The organism is Streptomyces sp. NPDC029956 (genome assembly GCF_055574655.1).
Map to the genome: position 1 here is coordinate 1 of NZ_JBVHZJ010000025.1, position 22335 is coordinate 22335.

Annotated in this window: 17 protein-coding genes; 9 read left to right on the plus strand and 8 right to left on the minus strand. The window is 72.3% G+C overall.

Annotation, left to right across the window (positions count from 1 at the left end; all coding sequences use genetic code 11):
• The coding region (locus ACZ4XX_RS20780; protein WP_468509322.1) for a homocysteine S-methyltransferase family protein at positions 1–1076 on the minus strand (1076 nt) is incomplete at its 3' end.
• Between the two features lie 243 nt (positions 1077–1319).
• Here ACZ4XX_RS20780 and ACZ4XX_RS20785 point away from each other — a divergent pair.
• The 6 genes from ACZ4XX_RS20785 (at position 1320) to ACZ4XX_RS20810 (ending at position 8760) form a co-directional block, all read left to right on the plus strand.
• Positions 1320–2084 (plus strand): IclR family transcriptional regulator, encoded by a 765-nt coding sequence (locus ACZ4XX_RS20785; RefSeq protein ID WP_468509323.1) that lies wholly within the window; start codon positions 1320–1322, stop codon positions 2082–2084.
• A 266-nt stretch (positions 2085–2350) separates the two neighbouring features.
• The gene (locus ACZ4XX_RS20790; protein WP_468509324.1) at positions 2351–3109 is read left to right on the plus strand and encodes an MIP/aquaporin family protein; all 759 of its coding nucleotides are present in this window, start codon (positions 2351–2353) and stop codon (positions 3107–3109) included.
• 35 nt (positions 3110–3144) lie between these two features.
• A complete protein-coding gene (gene glpK, locus ACZ4XX_RS20795) occupies positions 3145–4677 on the plus strand; it encodes a glycerol kinase GlpK (protein WP_329276999.1) in 1533 nt (510 codons plus the stop codon).
• 6 nt (positions 4678–4683) lie between these two features.
• Positions 4684–6288 (plus strand): glycerol-3-phosphate dehydrogenase/oxidase, encoded by a 1605-nt coding sequence (locus tag ACZ4XX_RS20800; protein WP_468509325.1) that lies wholly within the window; start codon positions 4684–4686, stop codon positions 6286–6288.
• A gap of 114 nt (positions 6289–6402) precedes the next feature.
• Positions 6403–7464: an LLM class flavin-dependent oxidoreductase gene (locus ACZ4XX_RS20805; RefSeq protein WP_468509326.1), complete on the plus strand. Its 1062-nt coding sequence runs from the start codon at positions 6403–6405 to the stop codon at positions 7462–7464.
• A gap of 141 nt (positions 7465–7605) precedes the next feature.
• Positions 7606–8760 (plus strand): PAC2 family protein, encoded by a 1155-nt coding sequence (locus ACZ4XX_RS20810; protein WP_468509327.1) that lies wholly within the window; start codon positions 7606–7608, stop codon positions 8758–8760.
• A gap of 75 nt (positions 8761–8835) precedes the next feature.
• Here the strand turns inward: ACZ4XX_RS20810 and ACZ4XX_RS20815 are convergent, their stop codons facing one another.
• The 5 genes from ACZ4XX_RS20815 to ACZ4XX_RS20835 all read right to left on the minus strand — a co-directional run bounded on the left by ACZ4XX_RS20815 (position 8836) and on the right by ACZ4XX_RS20835 (position 15588).
• Positions 8836–11931 carry an NPCBM/NEW2 domain-containing protein gene (locus tag ACZ4XX_RS20815; RefSeq protein WP_468509328.1) on the minus strand — a complete coding sequence of 1032 codons (3096 nt, stop codon included), beginning with the start codon at positions 11929–11931 and terminating at the stop codon, positions 8836–8838.
• A 116-nt stretch (positions 11932–12047) separates the two neighbouring features.
• Positions 12048–13277 carry a cysteine--1-D-myo-inosityl 2-amino-2-deoxy-alpha-D-glucopyranoside ligase gene (gene mshC / locus ACZ4XX_RS20820; protein WP_468509329.1) on the minus strand — a complete coding sequence of 410 codons (1230 nt, stop codon included), beginning with the start codon at positions 13275–13277 and terminating at the stop codon, positions 12048–12050.
• A 159-nt stretch (positions 13278–13436) separates the two neighbouring features.
• Positions 13437–14276 (minus strand): SCO1664 family protein, encoded by an 840-nt coding sequence (locus tag ACZ4XX_RS20825; protein WP_468509415.1) that lies wholly within the window; start codon positions 14274–14276, stop codon positions 13437–13439.
• Positions 14240–14830 carry a DUF3090 domain-containing protein gene (locus tag ACZ4XX_RS20830; protein ID WP_468509330.1) on the minus strand — a complete coding sequence of 197 codons (591 nt, stop codon included), beginning with the start codon at positions 14828–14830 and terminating at the stop codon, positions 14240–14242. Before ACZ4XX_RS20830 ends, ACZ4XX_RS20825 begins: the two co-directional genes overlap by 37 nt.
• Positions 14831–14898: 68 nt before the next feature.
• Entirely contained in the window at positions 14899–15588 is a 690-nt protein-coding gene (locus tag ACZ4XX_RS20835) for a histidine phosphatase family protein (RefSeq protein WP_468509331.1), read from the minus strand.
• Positions 15589–15695: 107 nt separating this feature from the next.
• Between ACZ4XX_RS20835 and ACZ4XX_RS20840 the strand changes: the two genes are divergently transcribed.
• Positions 15696–16688, plus strand: a complete 993-nt coding sequence (locus ACZ4XX_RS20840) for a magnesium and cobalt transport protein CorA (RefSeq protein ID WP_468509416.1) — start codon at positions 15696–15698, stop codon at positions 16686–16688.
• A gap of 54 nt (positions 16689–16742) precedes the next feature.
• On the opposite strand, the gene ACZ4XX_RS20845 is transcribed toward ACZ4XX_RS20840, so the two are convergent.
• On the minus strand, positions 16743–17528 hold the full coding sequence (locus ACZ4XX_RS20845; protein ID WP_468509417.1) for a ferritin-like domain-containing protein: 786 nt from the start codon (positions 17526–17528) through the stop codon (positions 16743–16745).
• Positions 17529–17763: 235 nt separating this feature from the next.
• Positions 17764–18813 carry an LLM class F420-dependent oxidoreductase gene (locus tag ACZ4XX_RS20850; protein ID WP_383048293.1) on the minus strand — a complete coding sequence of 350 codons (1050 nt, stop codon included), beginning with the start codon at positions 18811–18813 and terminating at the stop codon, positions 17764–17766.
• A gap of 130 nt (positions 18814–18943) precedes the next feature.
• On the opposite strand from ACZ4XX_RS20850, the gene ACZ4XX_RS20855 reads away from it, so the two are divergent.
• Together ACZ4XX_RS20855 and ACZ4XX_RS20860 are read left to right on the plus strand one after the other, a co-directional pair.
• Positions 18944–19921 carry an aldo/keto reductase gene (locus ACZ4XX_RS20855; RefSeq protein WP_468509332.1) on the plus strand — a complete coding sequence of 326 codons (978 nt, stop codon included), beginning with the start codon at positions 18944–18946 and terminating at the stop codon, positions 19919–19921.
• Positions 19918–22269, plus strand: coding sequence for a helix-hairpin-helix domain-containing protein (locus ACZ4XX_RS20860; protein ID WP_468509333.1), 2352 nt, complete (start codon positions 19918–19920; stop codon positions 22267–22269). Before ACZ4XX_RS20855 ends, ACZ4XX_RS20860 begins: the two co-directional genes overlap by 4 nt.
• The last annotated feature ends 66 nt before the right edge of the window (positions 22270–22335 follow it).

Consider the following 22335-nt stretch of genomic DNA (forward strand, 5'->3'; position numbering starts at 1 on the left):
TTGGCGTTGGTGCGCTCGCCGATCGCCATGTACGCGGTGTCCTGCCGGAACGGCACGGTCTGGTACAGCGAGGCGGCACCCGGCTCGGGATGCGGCTCGCGCACGGCGGGGGTGAGGTCGCGGACGCGCTCGACGACCTGGCGCAGGTGCTCGGGGGTCGTACCGCAGCAGCCGCCGATCAGGGAGAGGCCGTACTCGCGGACGAAGGTCTCCTGGGCGTCGGCGAGCTCGGCGGGGCTGAGCGGGTAGTGGGCGCCGTCGGAGGTGAGGACGGGCAGGCCGGCGTTGGGCATGCAGGAGAGCGGGATGCGCGAGTGGCGGGCGAGGTAGCGCAGGTGCTCGCTCATCTCGGCGGGGCCGGTGGCGCAGTTCAGGCCGATCATGTCGATGCCGAGCGGCTCCAGGGCCGTCAGGGCCGCACCGATCTCCGAGCCGAGGAGCATGGTGCCGGTGGTCTCGACGGTGACGGAGACGATGAGCGGCACGTCGGCGCCGAGCGCGTCGAGGGCGCGACGGGCGCCGATGACGGACGCCTTGGTCTGCAGCAGGTCCTGGGTGGTCTCCACCAGGAGGGCGTCGGCACCGCCGGCGAGGAGGCCTTCGGCGTTCTGCTGGTAGGCGTCGCGCAGCAGCGGGTAGGGGGCGTGGCCGAGGGTCGGGAGCTTGGTGCCGGGGCCGATGGAGCCGAGGACCCAGCGCTGGCGTCCGGTGGAGGCGGTGAACTCGTCGGCGACCTCGCGGGCGATGCGGGCACCGGCCTCGGAGAGTTCGTGGACGCGCTCGGGGATGTCGTACTCGCCCAGGGCGGCGTGGTTGGCGCCGAAGGTGTTCGTCTCGACGCAGTCGACGCCCGCCGCGAAGTACTCCTCGTGCACCGAGCGGACGATGTCGGGCCGGGTGACGTTGAGGATCTCGTTGCAGCCTTCGAGGTTCTGGAAGTCCTCGAGGGTGGGGTCCTGTGCCTGCAGCATGGTGCCCATGGCGCCGTCGGCGACGACGACCCGGCTGGCGAGTGCCTCGCGGAGGGCTGCGGCGCGGTTCCGGCTGTCTGCGGAAGGGGTCGGCAACGAGGCCATGGATGAGCTCCCTGGGATGCGACGGCTGTCGGCTTTGCACCTTCGGAGGAGGGTGCACGGGGCCAGCGTAACCGCGCTCCGGCCGGGGTGGACACGGCGTCTCGCGGGGCGGACGGCATCCTGTGTGCGGGGACTCCCGGTTCTGACCGTTCTTGACCGACACTGTCATGTGTCACGCAAGGTCGGCATCGACCGATAGTGTTCAGCATTGTCGAACAGCGTGAGAGGGAGAAGGGCCGGGCGATGGCGAAGAACATCCAGTCGCTTGAACGGGCGGCTGCCATGCTGCGACTGCTCGCGGGCGGCGAGCGCCGGCTGGGCCTGTCCGACATCGCGTCCTCACTGGGACTCGCCAAGGGCACCGCCCACGGCATCCTGCGCACGCTCCAGGCGGAGGGCTTCGTGGAGCAGGAGGCGGCCTCGGGCCGCTATCAGCTCGGCGCGGAGCTGCTACGGCTCGGCAACAGCTACCTCGACGTGCACGAGCTGCGCGCGCGGGCGCTGGTCTGGACGGACGACCTGGCGCGGTCCAGCGGCGAGAGCGTGCACCTGGGGGTGCTGCACCAGCAGGGCGTCCTGATCGTGCACCACGTCTTCCGGCCGGACGACAGCCGTCAGGTCCTGGAGGTGGGTGCCATGCAGCCGCTGCACTCCACGGCCCTGGGGAAGGTCCTGTCGGCGTACGACCCGGTGGCGCACAGCGAGGTCCTGGAGGTCGAGCGGGAGCCGTTCACGCCCCGCACGACCACGGAGCTCGGGGAGTTCGAGTCGCTGCTCGACATGACGCGGGCCAAGGGCTGGGCGGCGGACGTGGAGGAGACCTGGGAGGGCGTCGCCTCGGTGGCGGCGCCGATCCACGACCGCCGTCGGATGCCGGTGGGCGCGGTGGCGGTGACGGGCGCCGTGGAGCGGCTGTGCCCGTCCGGGGAGCTGCGCCCCGAACTCGTCGCCGCGGTACGGGACTGCGCCCGCGCGGTCTCCCGGGATCTGGGAGCCGGCCGCTTCTGACCCTGCGCCACCGCGCCCCCCGACCTGAGTGAACCCGCCGGTAACGATCGCGTTATCGGCGGGTTTTTCGCATCCCGGGGCCTTGACGTGCTGTTGACCGGGGGCAAAACTTCCGTTCATCGGTCGGCAATGCCGAACACCTAACGGCAATAGGCGCTAGAGTGTCGCAGTGCCAAGGGCCGGAAACAGCCCTCACACGAGGGTGCGGACCTCCGGAGGGATCCGGAGTCCGCCGTTCCCCTGGACGAAGGACAAAGGAGTCGCGGGTGTCCAGCTCCGACATCTTCCTCGGCGAGACCATCGGTACCGCCGTTCTGATTCTGCTCGGCGGCGGCGTGTGCGCCGCCGTCACGCTCAAGGGCTCCAAGGCCCGCAACGCGGGCTGGCTCGCGATCACCTTCGGGTGGGGCTTCGCCGTCATGACGGCCGTCTACATGACGGCTTCCCTCTCGGGTGCCCATCTGAACCCCGCCGTCACGGTCGGAATCGCGATCAAGGACGGCGAGTGGGGCGACGTCCCCGTCTACATCGCCGGCCAGATGCTCGGCGCCATGATCGGCGCGGCGCTGGTCTGGGTGGCCTACTACGGCCAGTTCCAGGCGCACCTCGCCGACCCCGAGGCCTCGGGCAAGAAGCCGATCGAGGGCCCCGGCCCGGTGCTCGGCATCTTCTCCACCGGCCCCGAGATCCGGAACACCTGGCAGAACCTCGCCACCGAGATCATCGGCACCGTCGTGCTCGTCCTGGCCGTGCTCACGCAGGGCCTCAACGACAGCGGCAAGGGCCTCGGCGTCATAGGCGCCCTGATCACCGCGTTCGTCGTGGTCTCCATCGGCCTCTCGCTCGGCGGCCCGACCGGCTACGCGATCAACCCGGCCCGCGACCTCGGCCCGCGCATCGTGCACGCCCTGCTCCCGCTGCCGCACAAGGGCACCTCCGACTGGAGCTACGCCTGGATCCCGGTCGTCGGTCCGCTGATCGGTGGAGCCGTCGCCGCGGGTATCTACAACATCGCGTTCGCCTGAGCCGTCCTTCTTCCAGACTTCCCATGGAGCACACCGTGACCGACGCCCACACCTCCGGCCCGTTCATCGCGGCCATCGACCAGGGCACCACCTCCTCCCGCTGCATCGTCTTCGACAAGGACGGCCGGATCGTCTCGGTCGACCAGAAGGAGCACGAGCAGATCTTCCCGAAGCCCGGCTGGGTCGAGCACGACGCCGCCGAGATCTGGACCAACGTCCAGGAGGTCGTCGCCGGCGCCCTGACGAAGGGCGGCATCGCCGCCTCGGACGTCAAGGCCATCGGCATCACCAACCAGCGCGAGACCACGCTGCTCTGGGACAAGAACACCGGTGAGCCCGTCCACAACGCCCTCGTCTGGCAGGACACCCGCACCGACGCCCTCTGCAAGGAGCTCGGCCGCAACGTCGGCCAGGACCGCTTCCGCCGCGAGACCGGCCTGCCGCTGGCGAGCTACTTCGCCGGCCCGAAGATCCGCTGGATGCTCGACAACGTCGAGGGGCTGCGGGAGCGCGCCGAGGCCGGCGACATCCTCTTCGGCACCATGGACTCGTGGGTCATCTGGAACCTCACGGGTGGCACCGACGGCGGCGTGCACGTCACCGACGTCACCAACGCCTCGCGCACCATGCTGATGAACCTGCACACCCTGGCCTGGGACGAGAAGATCGCGGAGTCGATGGGGGTCCCCCTCAACGTCCTCCCCGAGATCCGGTCCTCCGCCGAGGTCTACGGCCACGTCAAGGACGGCGCCCTCGCCGGCGTCCCGGTCGCCTCGGCGCTCGGCGACCAGCAGGCCGCCCTGTTCGGCCAGACCTGCTTCGCCGAGGGCGAGGCCAAGTCCACGTACGGCACCGGCACCTTCATGCTCATGAACACCGGTGACAAGATCATCAACTCCTACAGCGGCCTGCTGACCACCGTCGGCTACCAGATCGGCGACCAGAAGCCGGTCTACGCCCTGGAGGGCTCGATCGCCGTCACCGGTTCGCTGGTGCAGTGGATGCGCGACCAGATGGGCCTCATCAAGTCCGCCGCCGAGATCGAGACCCTCGCGTCCTCGGTCGAGGACAACGGCGGCGCCTACTTCGTGCCGGCCTTCTCCGGCCTGTTCGCCCCGTACTGGCGCTCCGACGCCCGCGGTGTGATCGCCGGCCTCACCCGGTACGTCACCAAGGCGCACATCGCCCGCGCCGTCCTGGAGGCCACCGCCTGGCAGACCCGCGAGATCACCGACGCCATGACGAAGGACTCCGGCGTCGAGCTCACCGCGCTCAAGGTCGACGGCGGCATGACCTCCAACAACCTGCTGATGCAGACCCTCTCGGACTTCCTGGACGCGCCCGTCGTGCGTCCGATGGTCGCCGAGACCACCTGCCTCGGTGCCGCCTACGCCGCCGGCCTGGCCGTCGGCTTCTGGCCGGACACCGACGCGCTGCGCGCCAACTGGCGTCGCGCCGCGGAATGGACCCCTCGCATGGACGCCGACAGGCGCGACAGCGAGTACAAGAGCTGGCTCAAGGCCGTGGAACGCTCCATGGGCTGGCTCGATGACGCATCCGAGGAGTAATTCGACATGACCACCCTGCAGAGCGTCCCTGCCCTTGGGACGCACCCGGCGTCCGGCTCCCTCCCGAGCCGCGCCGAGACCCGGGACCAGCTTTCCAAGGCGACGTACGACCTCCTGGTGATCGGCGGCGGCATCCTGGGCATCTCCACCGCCTGGCACGCCGCGCAGTCGGGCCTGCGGGTGGCCCTGGTGGACGCCGGCGACTTCGCCGGCGCCACCTCCTCCGCCTCCTCGAAGCTGCTCCACGGCGGTCTGCGCTACCTGCAGACCGGCGCGGTGAAGCTGGTCGCGGAGAACCACTTCGAGCGGCGTGCGGTCTCCCGTCAGGTGGCACCGCACCTCGCCAACCCCCTCACCTTCTACCTGCCCGTCTACAAGGGCGGCCCGCACGGCGCGGCCAAGCTGGGTGCCGGTGTCTTCGCCTACAGCGCCCTCTCGGCGTTCGGTGACGGCGTCGGGCACCTGCTCTCCCCCGCCAAGGCCGCGCAGGACGTGCCCGAGCTGCGCACCGACAACCTCAAGGCCGTGGCCGTCTACGGCGACGACCAGATGAACGACGCCCGCATGGCGCTGATGACGGTCCGCGCCGCCGTCGACGCCGGTGCCACCGTCCTCAACCACGCCGAGGTCACCGGGCTGCGCTTCACCAAGGGCCGGGTCACCGGTGCCGAGCTCAAGGACCGCACCAGCGGCGACGAGTTCGGTGTCACCGCCCGCCTCGTGCTCAACGCGACCGGCCCGTGGGTCGACCACCTGCGGAAGATGGAGGACCCGAACGCGGCCCCCTCCATCCGCCTCTCCAAGGGCGCGCACCTGGTCCTCAAGCGGACCTCGCCGTGGAAGGCCGCCCTGGCCACCCCGATCGACAAGTACCGCATCACCTTCGCCCTCCCCTGGGAGGACATGCTGCTGCTCGGCACCACCGACGAGGAGTACGAGGGCGACCCCGGCCAGGTCGAGGTCACCGAGCAGGACACCGCCCAGATCCTGGACGAGGCCGCCTTCTCCATCCGCGACCAGCAGCTGTCGCGCGACCTGATCACCTACGCCTTCGCCGGTCTGCGGGTGCTCCCGGGCGGTCCCGGCGACACCTCGAAGGCCAAGCGCGAGACGGTCGTCACCGAGGGCCGCGGCGGCATGCTGTCGGTGGCCGGCGGCAAGTGGACGACCTTCCGCCACATCGGCCGTACGGTGATGAAGAAGCTGGAGCAGCTCCCCGGCCACCCCCTGGGCGAGGACTACGAGTCGGTGTCGACGCTGCCGAAGCGGCTGCCGCTGCCCGGCATCGCCAACCCGAACGCCGTCGCGCACCGGCTGCTCGTCGACGGTCCGGCGCCCGGCCCGCGGATGGCCGCCGACACCGCCAAGCACCTGGCGACGCACTACGGCTCGCTCTCCTTCGACATCGCCCGGATGGCGAACGAGAACCCGGAGCTGGCACAGCGCATACACCCGGACGCGCCGGAGATCTGGGCGCAGGTCGCCTACGCCCGCGACCACGAGTGGGCCGAGACGGCCGACGACGTGCTGCGCCGCCGTACGACCCTGACCATCCGCGGCCTCGCGACGGACGAGATCCGCGCGGGCGTCGAGAAGATGCTGGACAAGTAGGACCGGGAGGCGACTCCCTTACGCACAGGGGCGGTTCCTCTCCGGAGGACCGCCCCTGCGGCGTGCCACACGCCGTCCACACCTCCGCAACACTCGGCGCGCAGAGTGGAGCGCATGAAATTCCAGGTGCTCTCGATCGTCCACCACTCCCCGCACCCGCTCACCGGCGAACTCCTTTCCGCCGCCGACCGGTTGGAGCAGGTCGTCACGCTCGGCGAGACCGCCGAACGGCTCGGCTTCGACGCGTACGCCGTCGGCGAGCGGCACGCCGGCCCGTTCCTCTCCTCCGCCCCGACCGTGCTACTCGCCGCGCTCGCCGCCCGGACCACCCGGATCCGGCTGCTCACCGGCGTCACCGTCGTCGCGATCCTCGATCCGGTCCGGGTCGCCGAGGACTACGCCACCCTCGACCAGCTCTCCCGCGGCCGGCTCGAACTCGTCGTCGGCAAGGGCGCGGAGGCCGGCCACTTCGACCTCTTCGGCCTGGACGAGGAGCGGCAGTGGGACCTCCAGAAGGAGAAGTACGAGCTGCTCCGCCGGCTCTGGACGGAAGAGGGCGTCGACTGGGAGGGCGAGTTCCGGCCCCCGCTGAAGAACGTCACCACGGTTCCGCGCCCGTACGCGGGACCGCCCCGGATCTGGCACGGCTCGGCCACCAGCCTCAACTCCCCCGAGCTCGCGGCGAAGCACGGCGATCCGCTCTTCACCGCCAACGCGATCCAGCCCCGCGAGGCGTACGCGAGGCTCATCGCCCACTACCGGGAGAAGTTCGAGGAGTACGGGCACGACCCGGCGCACGCGCGCGTGGCGGCCGGTTCCGGCGGCCTGCTCATCGCCGACACCACGGAGGAGGCGATCGCCCGCCACAAGGACCTGTACGAGGCGAAGGTACGGCAGAGCTTCAAGCCGCATCTGGAGAGCAAGGCCGGTTACAACACCCCGTTCCGCACGATCGAGGACGCCGTCGCGGACGGTCCCCAGCTGATCGGTTCGCCGCAGCGGATCATCGACAAGATCCTCGGCTACCACGCCCACTACGGGCACGACCTGCAGTCCGTCACGGTCGACACCTTCGGCCAGTCGACGGCCGAGCAGATCGAGACGCTCCAGCGCTTCGCCGAGGAGATCGCGCCGGTGATCCGGAGGGAGGCGCCGAGCACTCTCTGGGAGGAGTGAGACCGCCGTGTGCGGAGGCGGGTTCCTGGGTAGTCGATCAAGGCCGCACGGGTTTTCGGGGATGTCCGGGGGCTGCGGACGGACCTGGAGAAAGCCGTAAGGTTGGTCCGTACGACAGGAACTTCGAAAAGGAGGCGCTGGGTGATCGAGCTCGAGGGGGTACCCGAGCTGATCGACCCGGTCATGGTGGCCGCGTTCGAAGGCTGGAACGACGCCGGCGACGCCGCCTCCACCGCGGTCGCCCATCTGGACCGGGAATGGAAGGGCGAGGTGTTCGCGGCGCTCGACGCCGAGGACTACTACGACTTCCAGGTCAACCGGCCCACGGTCTTCCTGGACAACGGCGTCAGGAAGATCACCTGGCCGACGACCCGGCTCTCCGTGGTCCGGGTCGGCGGCGACAAACCCCGCGACCTGGTGCTCGTGCGCGGGATCGAGCCGTCGATGCGCTGGCGCTCCTTCTGCAACGAGATCCTCGCCTTCGCCCACGAGCTGGGCGTGGAGATGGTCGTGATCCTGGGCGCGCTGCTCGGGGACACCCCGCACACCCGGCCGGTGCCGGTCAGCGGCGTGACCTCCGACCCGGACCTGGCGCGCACGATGGACCTGGAGGAGACCCGGTACGAGGGCCCGACGGGCATCGTGGGCATCCTCCAGGAGGCGTGCACCCACGCGGGCGTGCCGGCGGTGAGCCTGTGGGCCGCGGTGCCGCACTACGTGTCGCAGCCGCCGAACCCGAAGGCGACCCTGGCGCTCCTCAACCGGCTCGAGGATCTGATCGGGCTGCGCATCCCGCTGGGCGAGCTGCCCGAGGACGCGCGGGCCTGGCAGGTGGGCGTGGACCAGCTGGCCGCCGAGGACAGCGAGGTCGCCGAGTACGTGCAGACCCTCGAGGAGGCCCGGGACACGGCGGAACTGCCGGAGGCCTCGGGCGAGGCGATCGCCCGCGAGTTCGAACGGTACCTGCGGCGGCGCGAGCCGGGCACGGGTCCGGGCGGCGGCCCCGGGGTGGCGATGGAGGGCGGTGACGCACCGTTCCTCCGGGACACCGGCGGTGGCCGTACGCGTCCTCCGAAGCCCGAGCAGCCGGGACCGGAGGCGGTCCCGGGTGCGGAGGCCGCCGGGGGGCCCGAAGGGTCCGAGGGCACGGACGGGTCCACCGAGGGATCCGCCGAGAGCCCCGCGGACGGATCGCCGGACGCCGGCGGATCCTCGGACGCCGACGGATCGCCTGACGCCGACGGTTCGCCCGGCGTGGACGGTTCGCCCGGCGTCGACGACGAGTCCGAGAAGTAGCGGTTCCGCGGAGCGGAAGGAACGGGAGGGGTGCCCGAGGGCGCCCCTCCCGTTCGTGTGTCAGGTGCTCACACGTCACGCGCAGCCGAACCGGGCCGCCGCCCAGTCCGCGTGGTCGCCGCTCTTGGACCCGTTGGTGTCCGTGATCCGCAGCCGGACGTGCCGCGCCCCGGTCACGTCGACGTTCACGGGCAGGGTGGCGGAGGCGCCGGTGAGCCGGGGTGAGGTCCACAGGACCTTGCCGTCGGCCTCGACGGAGAAGGCCACGTCGCCGTAGCCGTTGATCTCGTCGTCGATGCCGACGTCGGCGGTGAAGGCGGTGCAGCGGCCGCCGAGGTAGACCTCGATGTCGGAGTCGGCGTGGGCGCCGATGCCCTTCTCGTAGGTCGTGCCCGCCAGGGTGAGGGTCTTGCCGTCGGCGGCGCCGGACTCGCCGTTGGAGCGGTCGCGTTCGGGCGGTCCCCAGCCGTTGGTGGAGCGCAGCCAGACGAGGTCGCTCGCCCAGGCGTCGCCGGTGGGCGGCGGGGGCATCACGCCGACCGCGAACCGCTGGCCGGCGGTGCGTTCGGTGCCCGCGGCGCGGTGCCGGGCGGTGGCGGTGAGGGTGGCCTCGCCGGGCTTGGCGTCCGGGGCGGGGGTGACGGTGACATCGACCCGGCGGGTGGTGCCGGCCGGGACGCGGTCGATGGGCGCGGCCGGGGTGACCTGCCAGCCGGTCGGGGCGGTCAGGGAGACCCGCACGTCGGTGGCGTCGCGGGTGCCGGCGGTGACGTCCACGGCGACGGTGCCGGGCGCTCCGGCGCCGAGTTCCTGCCCCGTGGGGACGGCGAGGGTGGCGGAGGCGCCCGGTACGGCGCCGCCGACCGCGCTGGTGTCGCTCAGCCGCAGCTCGAAGCCGCGGGCGGTGGAGAGGGCGGCCGTCTTGACCCGGACCACTCCCCCGCGCTCGTCGCGGTCGTACCACCAGCCCTGGGAGGCCGCGTCGAAGGCGGCCCGGGAGGTGAGGGCGGGCAGCTTGCGGCCGTCGAGCCGGACGGCGCCGGGGGCGTCGCCGGTGTGGACCGTGAAGGCGTACGGCCGGGCGTTCGCCTTGCCGGTGTAGGTGCCCTTGGAGGCGCCGATGCGGACGGTGACGTCGCCGGCGCCGCGCTGCGGGGCGCGGACCTCGGCGCGCTGGGTGGCGTAGCGGCCGGTGCGGTGTTCACGGGTGACGCCGTCGTCCTCGTACAGCTCGAAGGAGGAGTCGCCCTGGGGGTAGATGTCCCAGGCGATCGGGTCGCCGGGGGCGCGGTCGGTGTACGAGCGGATGTCGCCGGGCCACATCGGGACGGTCGCCCCGGCCCGTACGAAGAGGGGCAGGGTGTCGAGCGGGGCGCTGTAGTCGTCGACGGTGACGGGGCCTTCGTAGGTGCGGCCGCTCCAGTAGTCGATCCAGGTGCCCTTGGGGAGGTAGATGCCGTCGCGCTCCACCGCGTCCTGGTAGACGGGGGCGACGAGGAAGTCCTCGCCGCTGAGGAACTCGTACTTGGCGGCGTCGGTGGCGGCCTCGGGGTCGTCCGGGTACTCCAGGGCGAGCGGCCGGGCGAGGCCGACGCCGGTCTTCGTGGCCTGGTGGGCGTGGCTGTAGATGTACGGGAGCAGGGCCTCGTGGAGCTTGAGGGAGGCGCGGTTGATGCCGGTGTAGGGCTCGCCGTACCGGAAGGGCTGCTTGTCGGCGGCGGCCCAGCCGTCCATGGTCATCGTGACCGGCAGGAAGGTCTTCCACTGGAGGTCGCGGGTGTACGTCTTGGCGCTGCCGCCGAAGATGCCGTCGACGTCACCGGTGGTGTAGGCGAGTCCGGACATGGACGCGCCCGCGTAGGTCGGGATCTGCCAGCGGATGTACTCCCAGCTGCCGGACTGGTCGCCGGACCACTGGACGCCGCAGCGCTGGGCGCCGGACCAGCTCTCGGGGGCCCAGGTGAAGCCGCGGGCGTCGCTGTGGGCCTCGATGCCGGCGTGGGCGTCCTTGCAGCCGTCGAGGGCGAACTTGTAGCCCTCGCCGACCCAGGCGACGTCGAGCTTGGCGACCCGCTGGCCGGCCTTGACCTGCTCTTCGAGCTTGTCGATGCCGTCCTCGGTCCAGAGGCCGAGCTTCATGCCGCGTTCGCCGAGTCCGGCGGAGGCCTCGGCAAGGTTCTCGTAGCCGCAGCCGTAGCCGTCGTTGACGAGCATCCAGCCGTTGGGCATGTCGTTCTCGACGTAGCCGTCGGCGACCTTCAGGGCGTCGAGGGTGCGGCGCTCGCCCCGGTTGGCGTTGTGGAGGTAGCAGTCGGCGTCGCCTATCTCCAGGCCGTACACGGGCGGCATGAAGGGCTTGCCGGTGAGCCGGGTGTACTGGCCGATGACGTCCTTGACGGCGTCGCCGCCGGTGCCGGCGAAGTAGTAGGCGTCGAAGCGCCGTTCCTTCGCGCTGGTGGTGACGGGCTCGGTGAAGGCGTAGGTGTTCGGCGCGTAGGTGTTGCGGTAGACCCCGTATCCGCCGGAGGAGAGGTAGAACGGGACGGAGTTGGGGTGGCCGCCGTCGTTCCAGTTGTAGTCGACGCCGACCTCGACGGTCTTGTCGCGGTGGGAGAAGTTGCCGCGGCCGTTCTGCATGCCGGCGCCGTAGAACTGCTCGGTGGCACCGCGGGCGAGGGTCTGGGTGGTGCGGTCGGCGGTCCAGCTGAGGCCGCGGGACTCGCTCCAGAGCGGGGTGCCGTCGGCGCGCAGGGCGGCGAAGCGGAGCGGTGACTTGTAGGCGCGCAGGGTCACCTTGGCGCTGATCAGTTCGTAGCGGTCGCCCAGGTCGCGCCAGCGGGTGGCCGGGGGCGGGCCCTGGGGCAGCGTGATGTCGCTGCCGGTGGGGTCGGTGAACGTGCCGTCGGGGGCGAGTTCGATGCGGAAGGTGTCGGCGGTGACGAAGCTGACGCGGGCCTGGGCCTGGCCGGCGGTCAGCCGGTAGACGGGTCCGGCGGCGGCGAACCCGGTGAGGTCGCCGACGGTGGTGTCGGGCTCCTGTGTCGTGGCGTCGGCCTTGTCGGCGCGGTCGGTGGGGAGGGCCGACGCGGTGGTGCCGGGTCCCGCGAAGGCCGCGAGGAGCCCGAGGACGGCTCCGGCGAGTGCAACTTTCATGCGTGATGATGATTGCATGAAGCTTATTTAGCGCAGGAACGAGCATTCTCGCCAGGACAAAACGGAACCGCCCTTGGACTTCGGCGAGAAGTCCAAGGGCGGTTGTCTGAAGAGGAGTTGTTCGGTCCTGCTCGTTACAGGGCCACACCGAGCAGTGCGTCGACGGCGCGGGAGACGAGACCGGGGGCGGAGTCGTCCGTGCCGCCCTCGGCCGACTGGAGCGCGGCCCAGCGGTCGACCGCGGCGAGCGCGGTGGGCGTGTCGAGGTCGTCGGACAGGGCCTCGCGGAGCTCCTCGACGAGCGCGTCGGCGGACGGGCCGTCGGGGCGCGACACGGCGGCGCGCCACCGGCCGAGGCGCTCCACGGCGTCCTGGAGGACCTGGTCGGTCCACTCCCAGTCGTCGCGGTAGCGGTGGGAGAGCAGCGCGAGCCGGATGGCGGCCGGGTCGACGCCGTCACGGCGGAGCTTCGAGACGAAGACCAGGTTGCCGCGGGACTTGGACATCTTCTCGCCGTCGAGGGCGACCATGCCGGCGTGGACGTACGCCTTCGCCATGGGGAACTCGCCGGTGAGGGTCTGGGCGTGGGAGGCGCCCATCTCGTGGTGCGGGAAGATCAGGTCGGAGCCGCCGCCCTGCACGTCGAAGCCCATGCCGAGGTGGTCGAGGGCGATGGCGACGCACTCGATGTGCCAGCCGGGGCGGCCGGCGCCGAGGCTCGCGCCGTCCCAGCTCGGCTCGCCCTCGCGGGCGGCCATCCAGAGCATCGGGTCGAGCGGGTTCTTCTTGCCCGGACGGTCCGGGTCTCCGCCGCGCTCCGCGGAGAGGTGGCGCATCAGCTCGGTGGTGTAGTTCGAGACCTGCCCGAAGTGCGGGTCGGCGTCGACGGAGAAGTAGACGTCCCCTTCGAGCTCGTAGGCGGCGCCGGAGTCCCGGAGGCGCTCGACGAGCGGGACGATGCCGGGTATGGCTTCGACGGCGCCGATGTAGTGCTGCGGGGGCAGCATCCGCAGGGCGGTCATGTCCTCGCGGAAGAGGGCGGTCTCCCGCTCGGCGAGGCCGACCCAGTCGATGCCGTCGCGGATCGCGCGCTCCAGGAGCGGGTCGTCCACGTCCGTGACGTTCTGGACGTAGTGCACCTGCCGCTTGGTGTCGAGCCACACGCGCTGAACGAGGTCGAACGCGTTGTAGGTCGCCGCGTGACCCATGTGGGTCGCGTCGTACGGCGTGATGCCGCAGACATAGATACGGGCGACGGGGCCGGGGGCGAGGGTCACTCGTCCACCGGTCGCGGTGTCGTGGATCCGGAGGTCGCGGCCCTTGCCGGGAAGGGCGGGGACCTCAGAAGCGGGCCAGGCATGCATGACCCGAGCGTAACCGGACACGTGTTCCGGATACGAACCGGATCCGGGATCTTGACCTATTAGGCACTCTTGCGGGTCGGAGGCGTGCGTGCATACCCCCCAGGGGTCCATGGGCCCGAAGGAGCCCTCCCCAGGGATGGCCGAAACCTTTCGGTCCGGTCAGACGGGCGGCCAGGGGATCGCCGGCCACTGCCCCGAGGGCTCCGGGTGCCGTCCCGTGGTCCGCAGCGCCTCCACGCGGGCGCGTACGGCCGTCACCTCGGCATCCGTGAGCAGTTCCGCCAGACGGGCGGCGAGCGGCTCTCCCGGGACCAGGGAGCGGCCGAGGGCGTCGAGCACCCCGGCAGCCTCCGCGGGCAGCTCCTCGCCCGCCCAGCCCCACAGGAGGGTGCGCAGTTTGTCGTCGACGTGGAAGGTGACCCCGTGGTCGATGCCGTAGAGGTGTCCGTCGGGGGCGGGCAGCAGGTGCCCGCCCTTCCGGTCGCCGTTGTTGATGACGGCGTCCAGAACGGCGAGCCGCCGCAGTCCGGGGGTGTCCGCGTGCACCAGGAGCGCGGTGCGGTCCTCGGCCACCTGAGCGGGGCCGACGGCCTTCCAGCCCTCGCCCGCCTCGTCGTCCTCGGTCAGGGCGAGCAGACGCGCCTCGGGATCGGCCTCGATCCACAGCTGGACCATGCCCTCCCCGTACGGCCCGTCGCGGAGCACGGTCGGCGGGACCAGGCCCCAGCCGGTGGCCTCGGAGATCTCGTACGCCGCGACCTCGCGCTGGGCGAGCGTGCCGTCGGGGAAGTCCCACAGCGGCTGCTCCCCCGCGACCGGCTTGTAGACGCAGGCCGCTTCCCGTCCCTCGTAGGCGACGGAGCAGTAGAGCACGGCGTTGGAGGCCTCGCGGACCTGGCCCCGCACGGTCAGCTCACCGTGGGCGAGCAGCTCGGCGTCGGGCGGCGTCGGGGGGCTGCTGCTCATGCTCCGCGGCGGTATCCGTTCTGGCGCGGGCAGACATGGCCCTCGGGGTCGAGCGGCAGGCTGCACAGCGGGCAGGGCGGACGGCCGGCGTTGACGACGTCCAGCGCCCGCTTCGCGAAGGCGCGGGCCTGGGCGCCGCTCAGGCGGACCCGGAGCATCGGCGGGCCGTTCTCCTCGTCCTGGAGCAGTCGCTCCTCGGCCTCGGCGAGGTCCTCCTCGGACTCCACGTCGAGTTCGACGAGCGCCTGCGCCTCCACGATCATGCGCTGCTCCTCGCCGTCCCAGGCGAGCGCCATGGTGCCGACCCGGAACTCCTCCTCGACCGGTACGTCGAGGGGGGCGGTGTCGGCGACCTCGGCGGGTGCGACGGCGGGGACCGGGGCGTTGCCCCCGGTGCGGCGGACGACCTCGTCGAGGAGTTCGTCCATGCGCTCGGCGAGCGCGGCGACCTGTGTCTTCTCCAGGGCGACACTGGTGACCCGGCCGGAGGCGGACGCCTGGAGGAAGAACGTCCGGCGGCCAGGCAGCCCGACCGTACCGGCCACGAAACGCTCCGGTGGGTCGTAGAGGAACACCTGACGGGACACGTTTCCCGGCTCCCTTGCGTCTCGACAGTCGTACTACAGCGGCGCGTCCACCCTACTGCGCGAGGGGATCACGGTGCGCCCGCACCACCCCCGACCTCAGCGGTGCCGCTGCCGTCGGGGTGCTCGCGCGGGGCGAGACCGGCGAAGTCCCCGGTGTCGCCGAGGCGGACGAGGAAGGGACGCAGGCGCGTGTAGCGGATGACGGTGACCGAGCACGGGTCGACGTGGAGACGCTGGAAGAGGTCGAGGTGGAGGCCGAGCGCGTCCGCCACGATCGACTTGACGATGTCGCCGTGCGAGCACATGACGTAGGCGGCGTCCTCGCCGTGCTCGGCCTCGATCCGCGCGTTCCAGTCGTGCACGGCGTCGACGGCGCGGGCCTGCATCGCGCGCATGGACTCGCCGCCGGGGAAGGCGGCGGCGGAGGCGTGCGCCTGGACGATCTCCATCAGGGGTTCGTCGTTGAGCTCGGCCAGCTTCCGGCCGGACCAGTCGCCGTAGTCGCACTCGTTGATGCGGTCCTCGACGTACAGCGGGAGGTCCGGGCGGGCGTCGAGGAGCGGCCGAACGGTCTCGCGGCAGCGCTGGAGGGGGCTGGAGACGACGGCGGCGAGCGGGACCGCCGCCAGGCGCCCGGGGAGCGCGGCGGCCTGCGCGGCGCCCCGCTCGTCGAGGGAGATCCCGGGAGTGCGCCCGGCGAGGACCCCGGAGGTGTTGGCGGTGGAGCGTCCGTGCCGGACGAGGATCAGCGTGGCCATGACGGCCAGCCTAAGTGGTGTGCGGAGGTGTCCGACGGGTCCGGCCCCCTGGGGCCGGAGGGCTCCGGACGGATCCACGCGTGCGTCGCGAGGCCGTTCGATGGAGAATACGCCGCGTGATCGTGGACTCAGCCATCTACCGGGACGGGCGCCGTACGGACGGCCCCGCCGACCTCTCCGACGCGCTCGACGAGGCGCGGGCCGCCGGAGACGCCTTTCTGTGGGTGGGACTCCACGAGCCGACGGAGGCGGAGTTCGACCACGTCGCCTCGGAGTTCGCCCTGCACCCGCTGGCCGTCGAGGACGCTCTCAAGGCCCACCAGCGGCCCAAGCTGGAGGTCTACGACGACTCGCTGTTCGCGGTGCTGAAGCCCGTCGTCTACGAGCCGGAGAGCGACCGGGTCTCCTCGGGCGAGCTGATGCTGTTCATGGGCGACTCGTTCGTGGTGACCGTCCGGCACGGCGAGGGCGCTCCGCTCGCGCAGGTCCGCCGCCGGCTCGAAGGTGACCCGGAGGTCCTGAAGCACGGACCGACGGCGGTGCTGTACGCGGTGAGCGACGCGATCGTGGACCACTACCTCGATGTGGCGGCCGAGCTCCAGGTGGACCTGGAGGAGCTGGAGGCGGACGTCTTCGCGCCCACCGGCGGCAATCCCGCGAACACGGCGGAGCGGATCTACACGGCGAAGCGGCAGGTCCTGGAGTTCCGCCGGGCCAGTGGTCCGCTCGCCGGGCCGGTGTCCCGGCTCACGGGCGGTTCGGTGCCGTTCGTGAACGAGCGGTCGCAGCCCTTCTTCCGGGACGTCAACGACCATCTGCTGCGCGCCAACGAGCAGGTGGAGGGGCTCGACCGGCTCCTGTCCGACGTGCTGTCGGCGCATCTCGCGCAGATGGGGGTGCGGCAGAACGACGACATGCGCAAGATCTCGGCGTGGGCGGCGATGGCCGCCGTCCCCACGATGGTGGCGGGCATCTACGGCATGAACTTCGACCACATGCCGGAGCTGCGCTGGGTGGGGTCGTACCCGGTGGTGCTCGTGGCGATGGCGGGCATCGTCGCGACCCTGTACCGGATGTTCAAGCGGCGCGGCTGGATGTGAGCCGCCGGGAGTGAGGGCGGCGCCCCGTGGGGCCGCTCGGCGGGCGCCGCCGTTTCAGAACGCCGGGGCGGGGGTCGCGGGCCCGCCCAGCGCGTCGAGCCGTTCGGGCATCTTCAGGCCGACCATCCGGTGCCAGCCCGCGGCGCGCTCGTACACGTACATCCCGCGGATGCCGGCGGCGAGGACGGCCGCCTTGGGCTTCGGCCAGCGCAGGATCCGTCCCATGTGCCCCATCACCGCGAGGCTGACGTCGCGGTAGGCCTGGATCTCGACGAGGGCGGACTCGCGCAGGGTCCGCTGGATGAGCCGGCCGTGTCCCGCGCGCGCGAGGCGCAGCAGTTCCTCGTGGCAGTAGGCGAGGTGGTTGGCCTCGTCGTTGTCGATCATGTTGATGGCCTTGCCGAGTTCGGGATGGTCCCCGAAGTACGTGACCAGCATGTCCATCTGGTCGGCGGCCCGCTGCTCGGTGACCCTGCTGTGGGCGAGGTAGACGATGACGTCCTCCTCGCTCAGCGGCTCGTCGCGGCGCAGCTTGTCGTGCGCGAGGCCGATGCCGCGCTGTTCGAGCAGCATCGTGTAGTCGGTGTCGGGCGGCACGGGGACGGGTTCGAGGCCGCGCTTCTTCATCAACGCGTTGAAGATCCGGCCGTGCTTGTCCTCGTCGGCGCCGTGCCGGATGATCTTGGGGGTGAGATCCCGCATCCCGGGGGCGACGAGCGCCGCGATCCGGGCGTTCTCCCAGCCGCCCTGGGACTCTCCGCTCGCGGCTATCGAGCAGAAGAGCGCGAAGGATTCGTCGTTGTCGATGATTTCCTGGAACAGGCCCTTGGCCGTGAGCATCGCCGCCACCTCCGTGCGCATCTCCGCACTCCGTCCGGCCCCCGGGACACCGAGTCAAATGCGGTACGCGGCGGGGGGCAACAGGAGGGCCGGACGGCTCGGCCGAAAGAGTGAGTCCCGAGGGCGTAACCGAGGGCCCCGTGGAGCCGTTGTGCAGCGTGACGGCCGTGGCGGGGAAGACCCCCGAGCCCCCACCACGGCCGCAGAACCTCTTCCCGCCGACGCCCCCTCGGGGTCACGCCAGTCCGGCTCGCTCCATCGCCTCGACGCCCGCCCGCAGCGCCGCCAGCCGCTCGTCCAGGGTGAAGCCGGCCGGGGCGAGGGTCAGGGTGGTGACTCCGGCCTCCGCGTAGGCCGTCATCCGCTCGGCGATCCGCTCGACGGAGCCCAGCAGCGAGGTCTGGTCGATCAGGCTCTGCGGTACGGCCGCGGCGGCACCCGCCTTGTCGCCGGCCAGGTACTTGTCCTGGATCTCGGCGGCCTCCTTCTCGTAGCCCATGCGCTGCGCGAGCTGGTTGTAGAAGTTCTGCTTGCGGCTGCCCATGCCGCCGACGTACAGCGCGGTGTACGGGCGGAACACGTCGGCGAGGGCGTCGACGTCGTCCCCGAGGGCGAGCGGCACGGTGGGACAGACGTCGAAGCCGTCCATCGTCAGCCCGGCCTTCTCGCGGCCCGCGCGGATGTGCCGGAGCGCGGTCTCCTCAAGGTGCGCGGCGGAGGGGAAGATCAGCAGGGCGCCGTCGGCGATCTCGCCGGTCTGCTCCAGGTTCTTGGGGCCGATCGCGGCGATGTAGAGCGGGATGTGCTCGCGCTCCGGGTGCACGGTGAGCTTGATCGGCTTGCCGGGGCCACCGGGGAGCGGCAGGGTCCAGTGCTCGCCCTCGTAGCTGAGCCGCTCCCGGGTCATGGCCTTGCGGACGATCTCGACGTACTCGCGGGTCCGGGCCAGCGGCTTGTCGAACTTCACGCCGTACCAGCCCTCGGAGACCTGCGGGCCGGAGACACCGAGGCCGAGACGGAAGCGGCCGCCGGTGAGCGAGTCGAGGGTGGCGGCGGTCATGGCCGTCATCGCGGGCTGACGGGCCGGGATCTGCATGATCGCGGAGCCGACGTCGATCCGCTCCGTCTTCGCCGCGACCCAGGCGAGCACGGTGGGCGCGTCGGAGCCGTAGGCCTCGGCGGCCCAGCAGACGTCGTAGCCGAGGCGGTCCGCCTCCTGGGCGACGGCGAGGTTGTCGCCGTCCATGCCCGCGCCCCAGTAGCCGAGGTTGATGCCGAGCCGCATGTCCACGCACCCCTTACCCATCGGTAACGTTCTTGTGGGCGGGACTCTAGCGCGCGGTCGGGGCATCCGTCAGGACGCGGTTGTCCACAGGCTCTCTCCGCGTGGTGCCCTGGCCAGTAATCTCGCGCCCATGGAGCAGAGGCATCTCGGACGTACCGGCCTGCGTGTGTCGCGCATCGGACTCGGCACCCTCACCTGGGGCCGGGACACCGACGAGCACGACGCCGCCGAGCAGTTGAAGTCGTTCTGGGACGCGGGCGGCACGCTCGTGGACACCGCCGACGTGTACGGCGGGGGCGAGGCGGAGTATCTGCTCGGCCGCCTCATGGAGCGGCTCGTGTCGCGGCAGGACCTGGTCCTGTCGACCAAGGCGGGCAGCGTGCCGGACCCCGACCGGCGCACGGACGGCTCGCGCGGGCATCTGCTCGCCGCGCTCGACGCCTCCCTCGCCCGGCTCGGCACGGACCACGTGGACCTGTGGCAGCTGCACGCCTTCGACCCGCACACCCCGCTCGAGGAGTCGCTCCAGGCGCTCGACATCGCGGTACGCAGCGGGCGCGCGCGGTACGCGGGCGTGGCGAACTTCTGCGGCTGGCAGCTCGCCAAGGCGGGCACCTGGCAGCTCGGCGGGGACCGGACCCGGCTCGCGGGGGCGCAGCTGGAGTACTCGCTGCTCCAGCGGGGTGTGGAGCGCGAGGTGCTGCCTGCGGCGCAGGACCTCGGCATAGGCCTGCTGCCCTCCTCCCCGCTGGGGCGCGGGGTCCTGACGGGCAAGTACCGCAGCGGGACACCGTCCGACTCGCGCGGCGCCTCGGAGACGATGGCGCCGTTCGTGGAGCCGTACCTGGACGATCCCGCGAGCAGGATCGTGGACGCGGTCGCGACGGCCGCCGAAGGCCTCGCGACGACCCCGCTGCACGTGGCGCTCGCCTGGGTCCGCGACCGGCCCGGGGTGACCGCGCCGATCGTCGGCGCGCGCACGGCGCGCCAGCTCGCGGCCGCGTTGTCGGTGGAGACCCTTAGTCTTCCTGACGAGATCTGTCGGGCGCTGGACGATGTGTCGGCGCCCGTGCACCGCTATCCGGATCACGACTGGAGCACCTTGTGACCGAGCCTTCCGGGGAGACCGCGCCCGAGGCACCCGAGGACGTGGCACCCACCGAGGACGTCCGGGAGGACGTACGGCAGGGAGCCGCCGAGCCGGAGGAGCCGGGGACGGCCGAGGAGTCGGCGTCGGCGTCGGCCGAGGAGTCGGCCGAGGGGCCCGCGACCGAAGAGGAGCCCCCGCCGGCCGAGGAGCCTGCCCCGGCCGAAGAGCCCGCCGCGGACGACGCGGCGGAGCCCTCGGAGCCGTCCGACGCGACCGAGGCGTCTCCGGAGGCCGCCGGCACCGAGCCCGCAGGACCCGCGTCCGAGGCATCCGATTCGTCCGAGGAGCCCGGCGCGGACGGTGACGCCGTCGCCCGGGCCTCCGACACGCCCGAGTTGACCGACGCGCAGGCCGAGCTCGCCGCGCAGCGGGAGCTGCGGGCGAGGATCGAGGCACGGAAGGCCGAGAGGGAGGGGCCCCTGACGAGCGGAGCCAAGCTGAGCGGCACGGCCGCCGATCTGCTCGCGGCCGTCCGTGCCGTGGAGGGCGGCGCGGCCTCCGGCAGCACGTTCTACGAGGCCCCCGAGCCCGCGCCCCGCCGGCCCACCCCCGAGGCGGCCCCCGCCATGACGGTGCGGCCTCCCGTACCGGCGCAGGCGTCCGCCCCGGCTCCCGGCACCACCGCCGCCGTGCGGGAGGTCCTGGCCAAGGGAGGCGCCCCCGAGGCGCTGGCCGGGCAGGTGGCCGCGGCGCTCGGCGAGGGCGCCGCCCAGGCGCTGCTCGACGACCCCTGGCAGCTGCTCGCCGTCTCCGGGGTCCGCCCCGAGCAGGCCGACGGCTTCGCGCGGGCGATGCTCGGCGCCGCGTGCGGCCCCGACGACCCGCGCCGTACGGTCGCCCTGACGGTGTGGCTCCTGGAGCGGGCCGCGCTCCAGGGACACACCGCGCTGGAGATCGACACCGTGCGCGCCGGACTCGGCGGGCACGCGGTGCCCGATCCCGGGTCGGCCGTCGAGGAGGCGGTCTCCGCGGGCGCGGTCCTCGTCTTCCAGGAGGAGGAGACGGCCGAGGAGGAGCCCGAAGGGGACGAGGAGTCGCCGGAGGCGGATGAGGCCGCCGCCGACGAGCCGGCCTCGCCGGTGCTGCTCGGGCTCGACCGGTACGCGCTCGCGGAGGAGAGCCTCGCGGACGGCCTCGCCCGGCTGGTCAAGACGGCGACGGCCGACACCTGGGAGGGCTCCGAGCTCGAACGGGCCACCGGGGCGCACGGTCTCGTCCTGCACACGGGCGGCGAGGCCTCCCGCACCGAGCCGGTCGCCCTCGCCGCGACCGCCCGCGAGCGCGGGCTGCGCACCCTGGTCGCCGTCCACGCGGACGGCGGACGACGCGCGCTCGGCCCCGCCGGAGCGGACGCGGTGACGGTCGCCGCGCTGCTCTCCGGAGCGGCCGGTCCCGGCCGGGACGAGGAGGGGGCCTTCGCCCTCGACCTCCTGGTGGTGCTCGACGCGCCGCAGCTGGACGTGGAGACCGCCGCGATGCTCGTCGAGTCGCTGCCCGACGGCTGCCGGCTGGTGCTGAGCGGCGACCCGGCGGTGCTCGGCGCTCCGGGTGCCGGCCAGGTCTTCGGCGACGTGCTCGCGGCCCGGGTGTGCCCGCGGATCGCCTCGCGCGTGCCCGACCCCGGACCGCTCGGCGAGCTCGTCTCGGGCATCGGGGCCGGCGAGCTGAACCAGGTCGAGGCCCCCGGCAAGGAGATCGTGATCGTCCCCGTGCGGGACGCCGGCGAGGCCGTGCACCGCACCGTCCAGCTCGTGGCCGACTCGGTGCCGCGGGCGATCGGGGTACCGGCCGAGCAGACGCAGGTCGTCACGGTCGGCCACGGAGGCTCGGCCGGCACGCGCGCGTTGAACATCGCGCTCAAGCAGCGGCTCAACCCCGGTCCGGGACGCTTCGGCGGCTACGACCCCGGGGACCGGGTGGCGTACGCGCCCCTGCCGGGGCGGACGGTGACGGGCACGGTCCTGTCGGCCGACGCCGAGGGGCTGCGGCTGCGCTGTGGCGACGAGGAGCTCCTCGTACCGAAGGAGCGTGTGGAGTCGGCGCTGCGGCACGGCTGGGCGCTCACCGCGCACCAGGCGGCCGGCCTGCGCTGGCCGGCGGTGGTCGTGGTGCTGCCGGGCGACGCCGCCGGGGGCCTGAGCAGGCCGTGGGTGTACACGGCGTTCGGCCGCGCGGAGCGTCATCTGTCCGTCGTGCACGGCGTGGATCAGGCGCTGCCGCGCGCGGTGGCCGAAGGCGTGGCCCCGGAGCGTACGACACGGCTGCGGCCACTCCTGGAGGCGCTGCTCGCCGTGCCCGAGGAGTAGGGGCCGAGGCGCGGAGGGGCCCTGGGAGCAGGGGCCGGGACGCGGAACGGGGGGGGGGGGGGGGGG

What these genes read in the sequence shown, in the direction of transcription:
- ACZ4XX_RS20785 (WP_468509323.1), top strand. Translation starts at nt 1,320, where the DNA reads ATGGCGAAGAACATCCAGTCGCTTGAACGGGCGGCTGCCATGCTGCGA.
- ACZ4XX_RS20800 (WP_468509325.1), top strand. Translation starts at nt 4,684, where the DNA reads ATGACCACCCTGCAGAGCGTCCCTGCCCTTGGGACGCACCCGGCGTCC.
- ACZ4XX_RS20805 (WP_468509326.1), top strand. Translation starts at nt 6,403, where the DNA reads ATGAAATTCCAGGTGCTCTCGATCGTCCACCACTCCCCGCACCCGCTC.
- ACZ4XX_RS20815 (WP_468509328.1), bottom strand. Translation starts at nt 11,931, where the DNA reads ATGCAATCATCATCACGCATGAAAGTTGCACTCGCCGGAGCCGTCCTC.
- mshC (WP_468509329.1), bottom strand. Translation starts at nt 13,277, where the DNA reads ATGCATGCCTGGCCCGCTTCTGAGGTCCCCGCCCTTCCCGGCAAGGGC.
- ACZ4XX_RS20835 (WP_468509331.1), bottom strand. Translation starts at nt 15,588, where the DNA reads ATGGCCACGCTGATCCTCGTCCGGCACGGACGCTCCACCGCCAACACC.
- ACZ4XX_RS20845 (WP_468509417.1), bottom strand. Translation starts at nt 17,528, where the DNA reads ATGCTCACGGCCAAGGGCCTGTTCCAGGAAATCATCGACAACGACGAA.
- ACZ4XX_RS20850 (WP_383048293.1), bottom strand. Translation starts at nt 18,813, where the DNA reads ATGCGGCTCGGCATCAACCTCGGCTACTGGGGCGCGGGCATGGACGGC.
- ACZ4XX_RS20855 (WP_468509332.1), top strand. Translation starts at nt 18,944, where the DNA reads ATGGAGCAGAGGCATCTCGGACGTACCGGCCTGCGTGTGTCGCGCATC.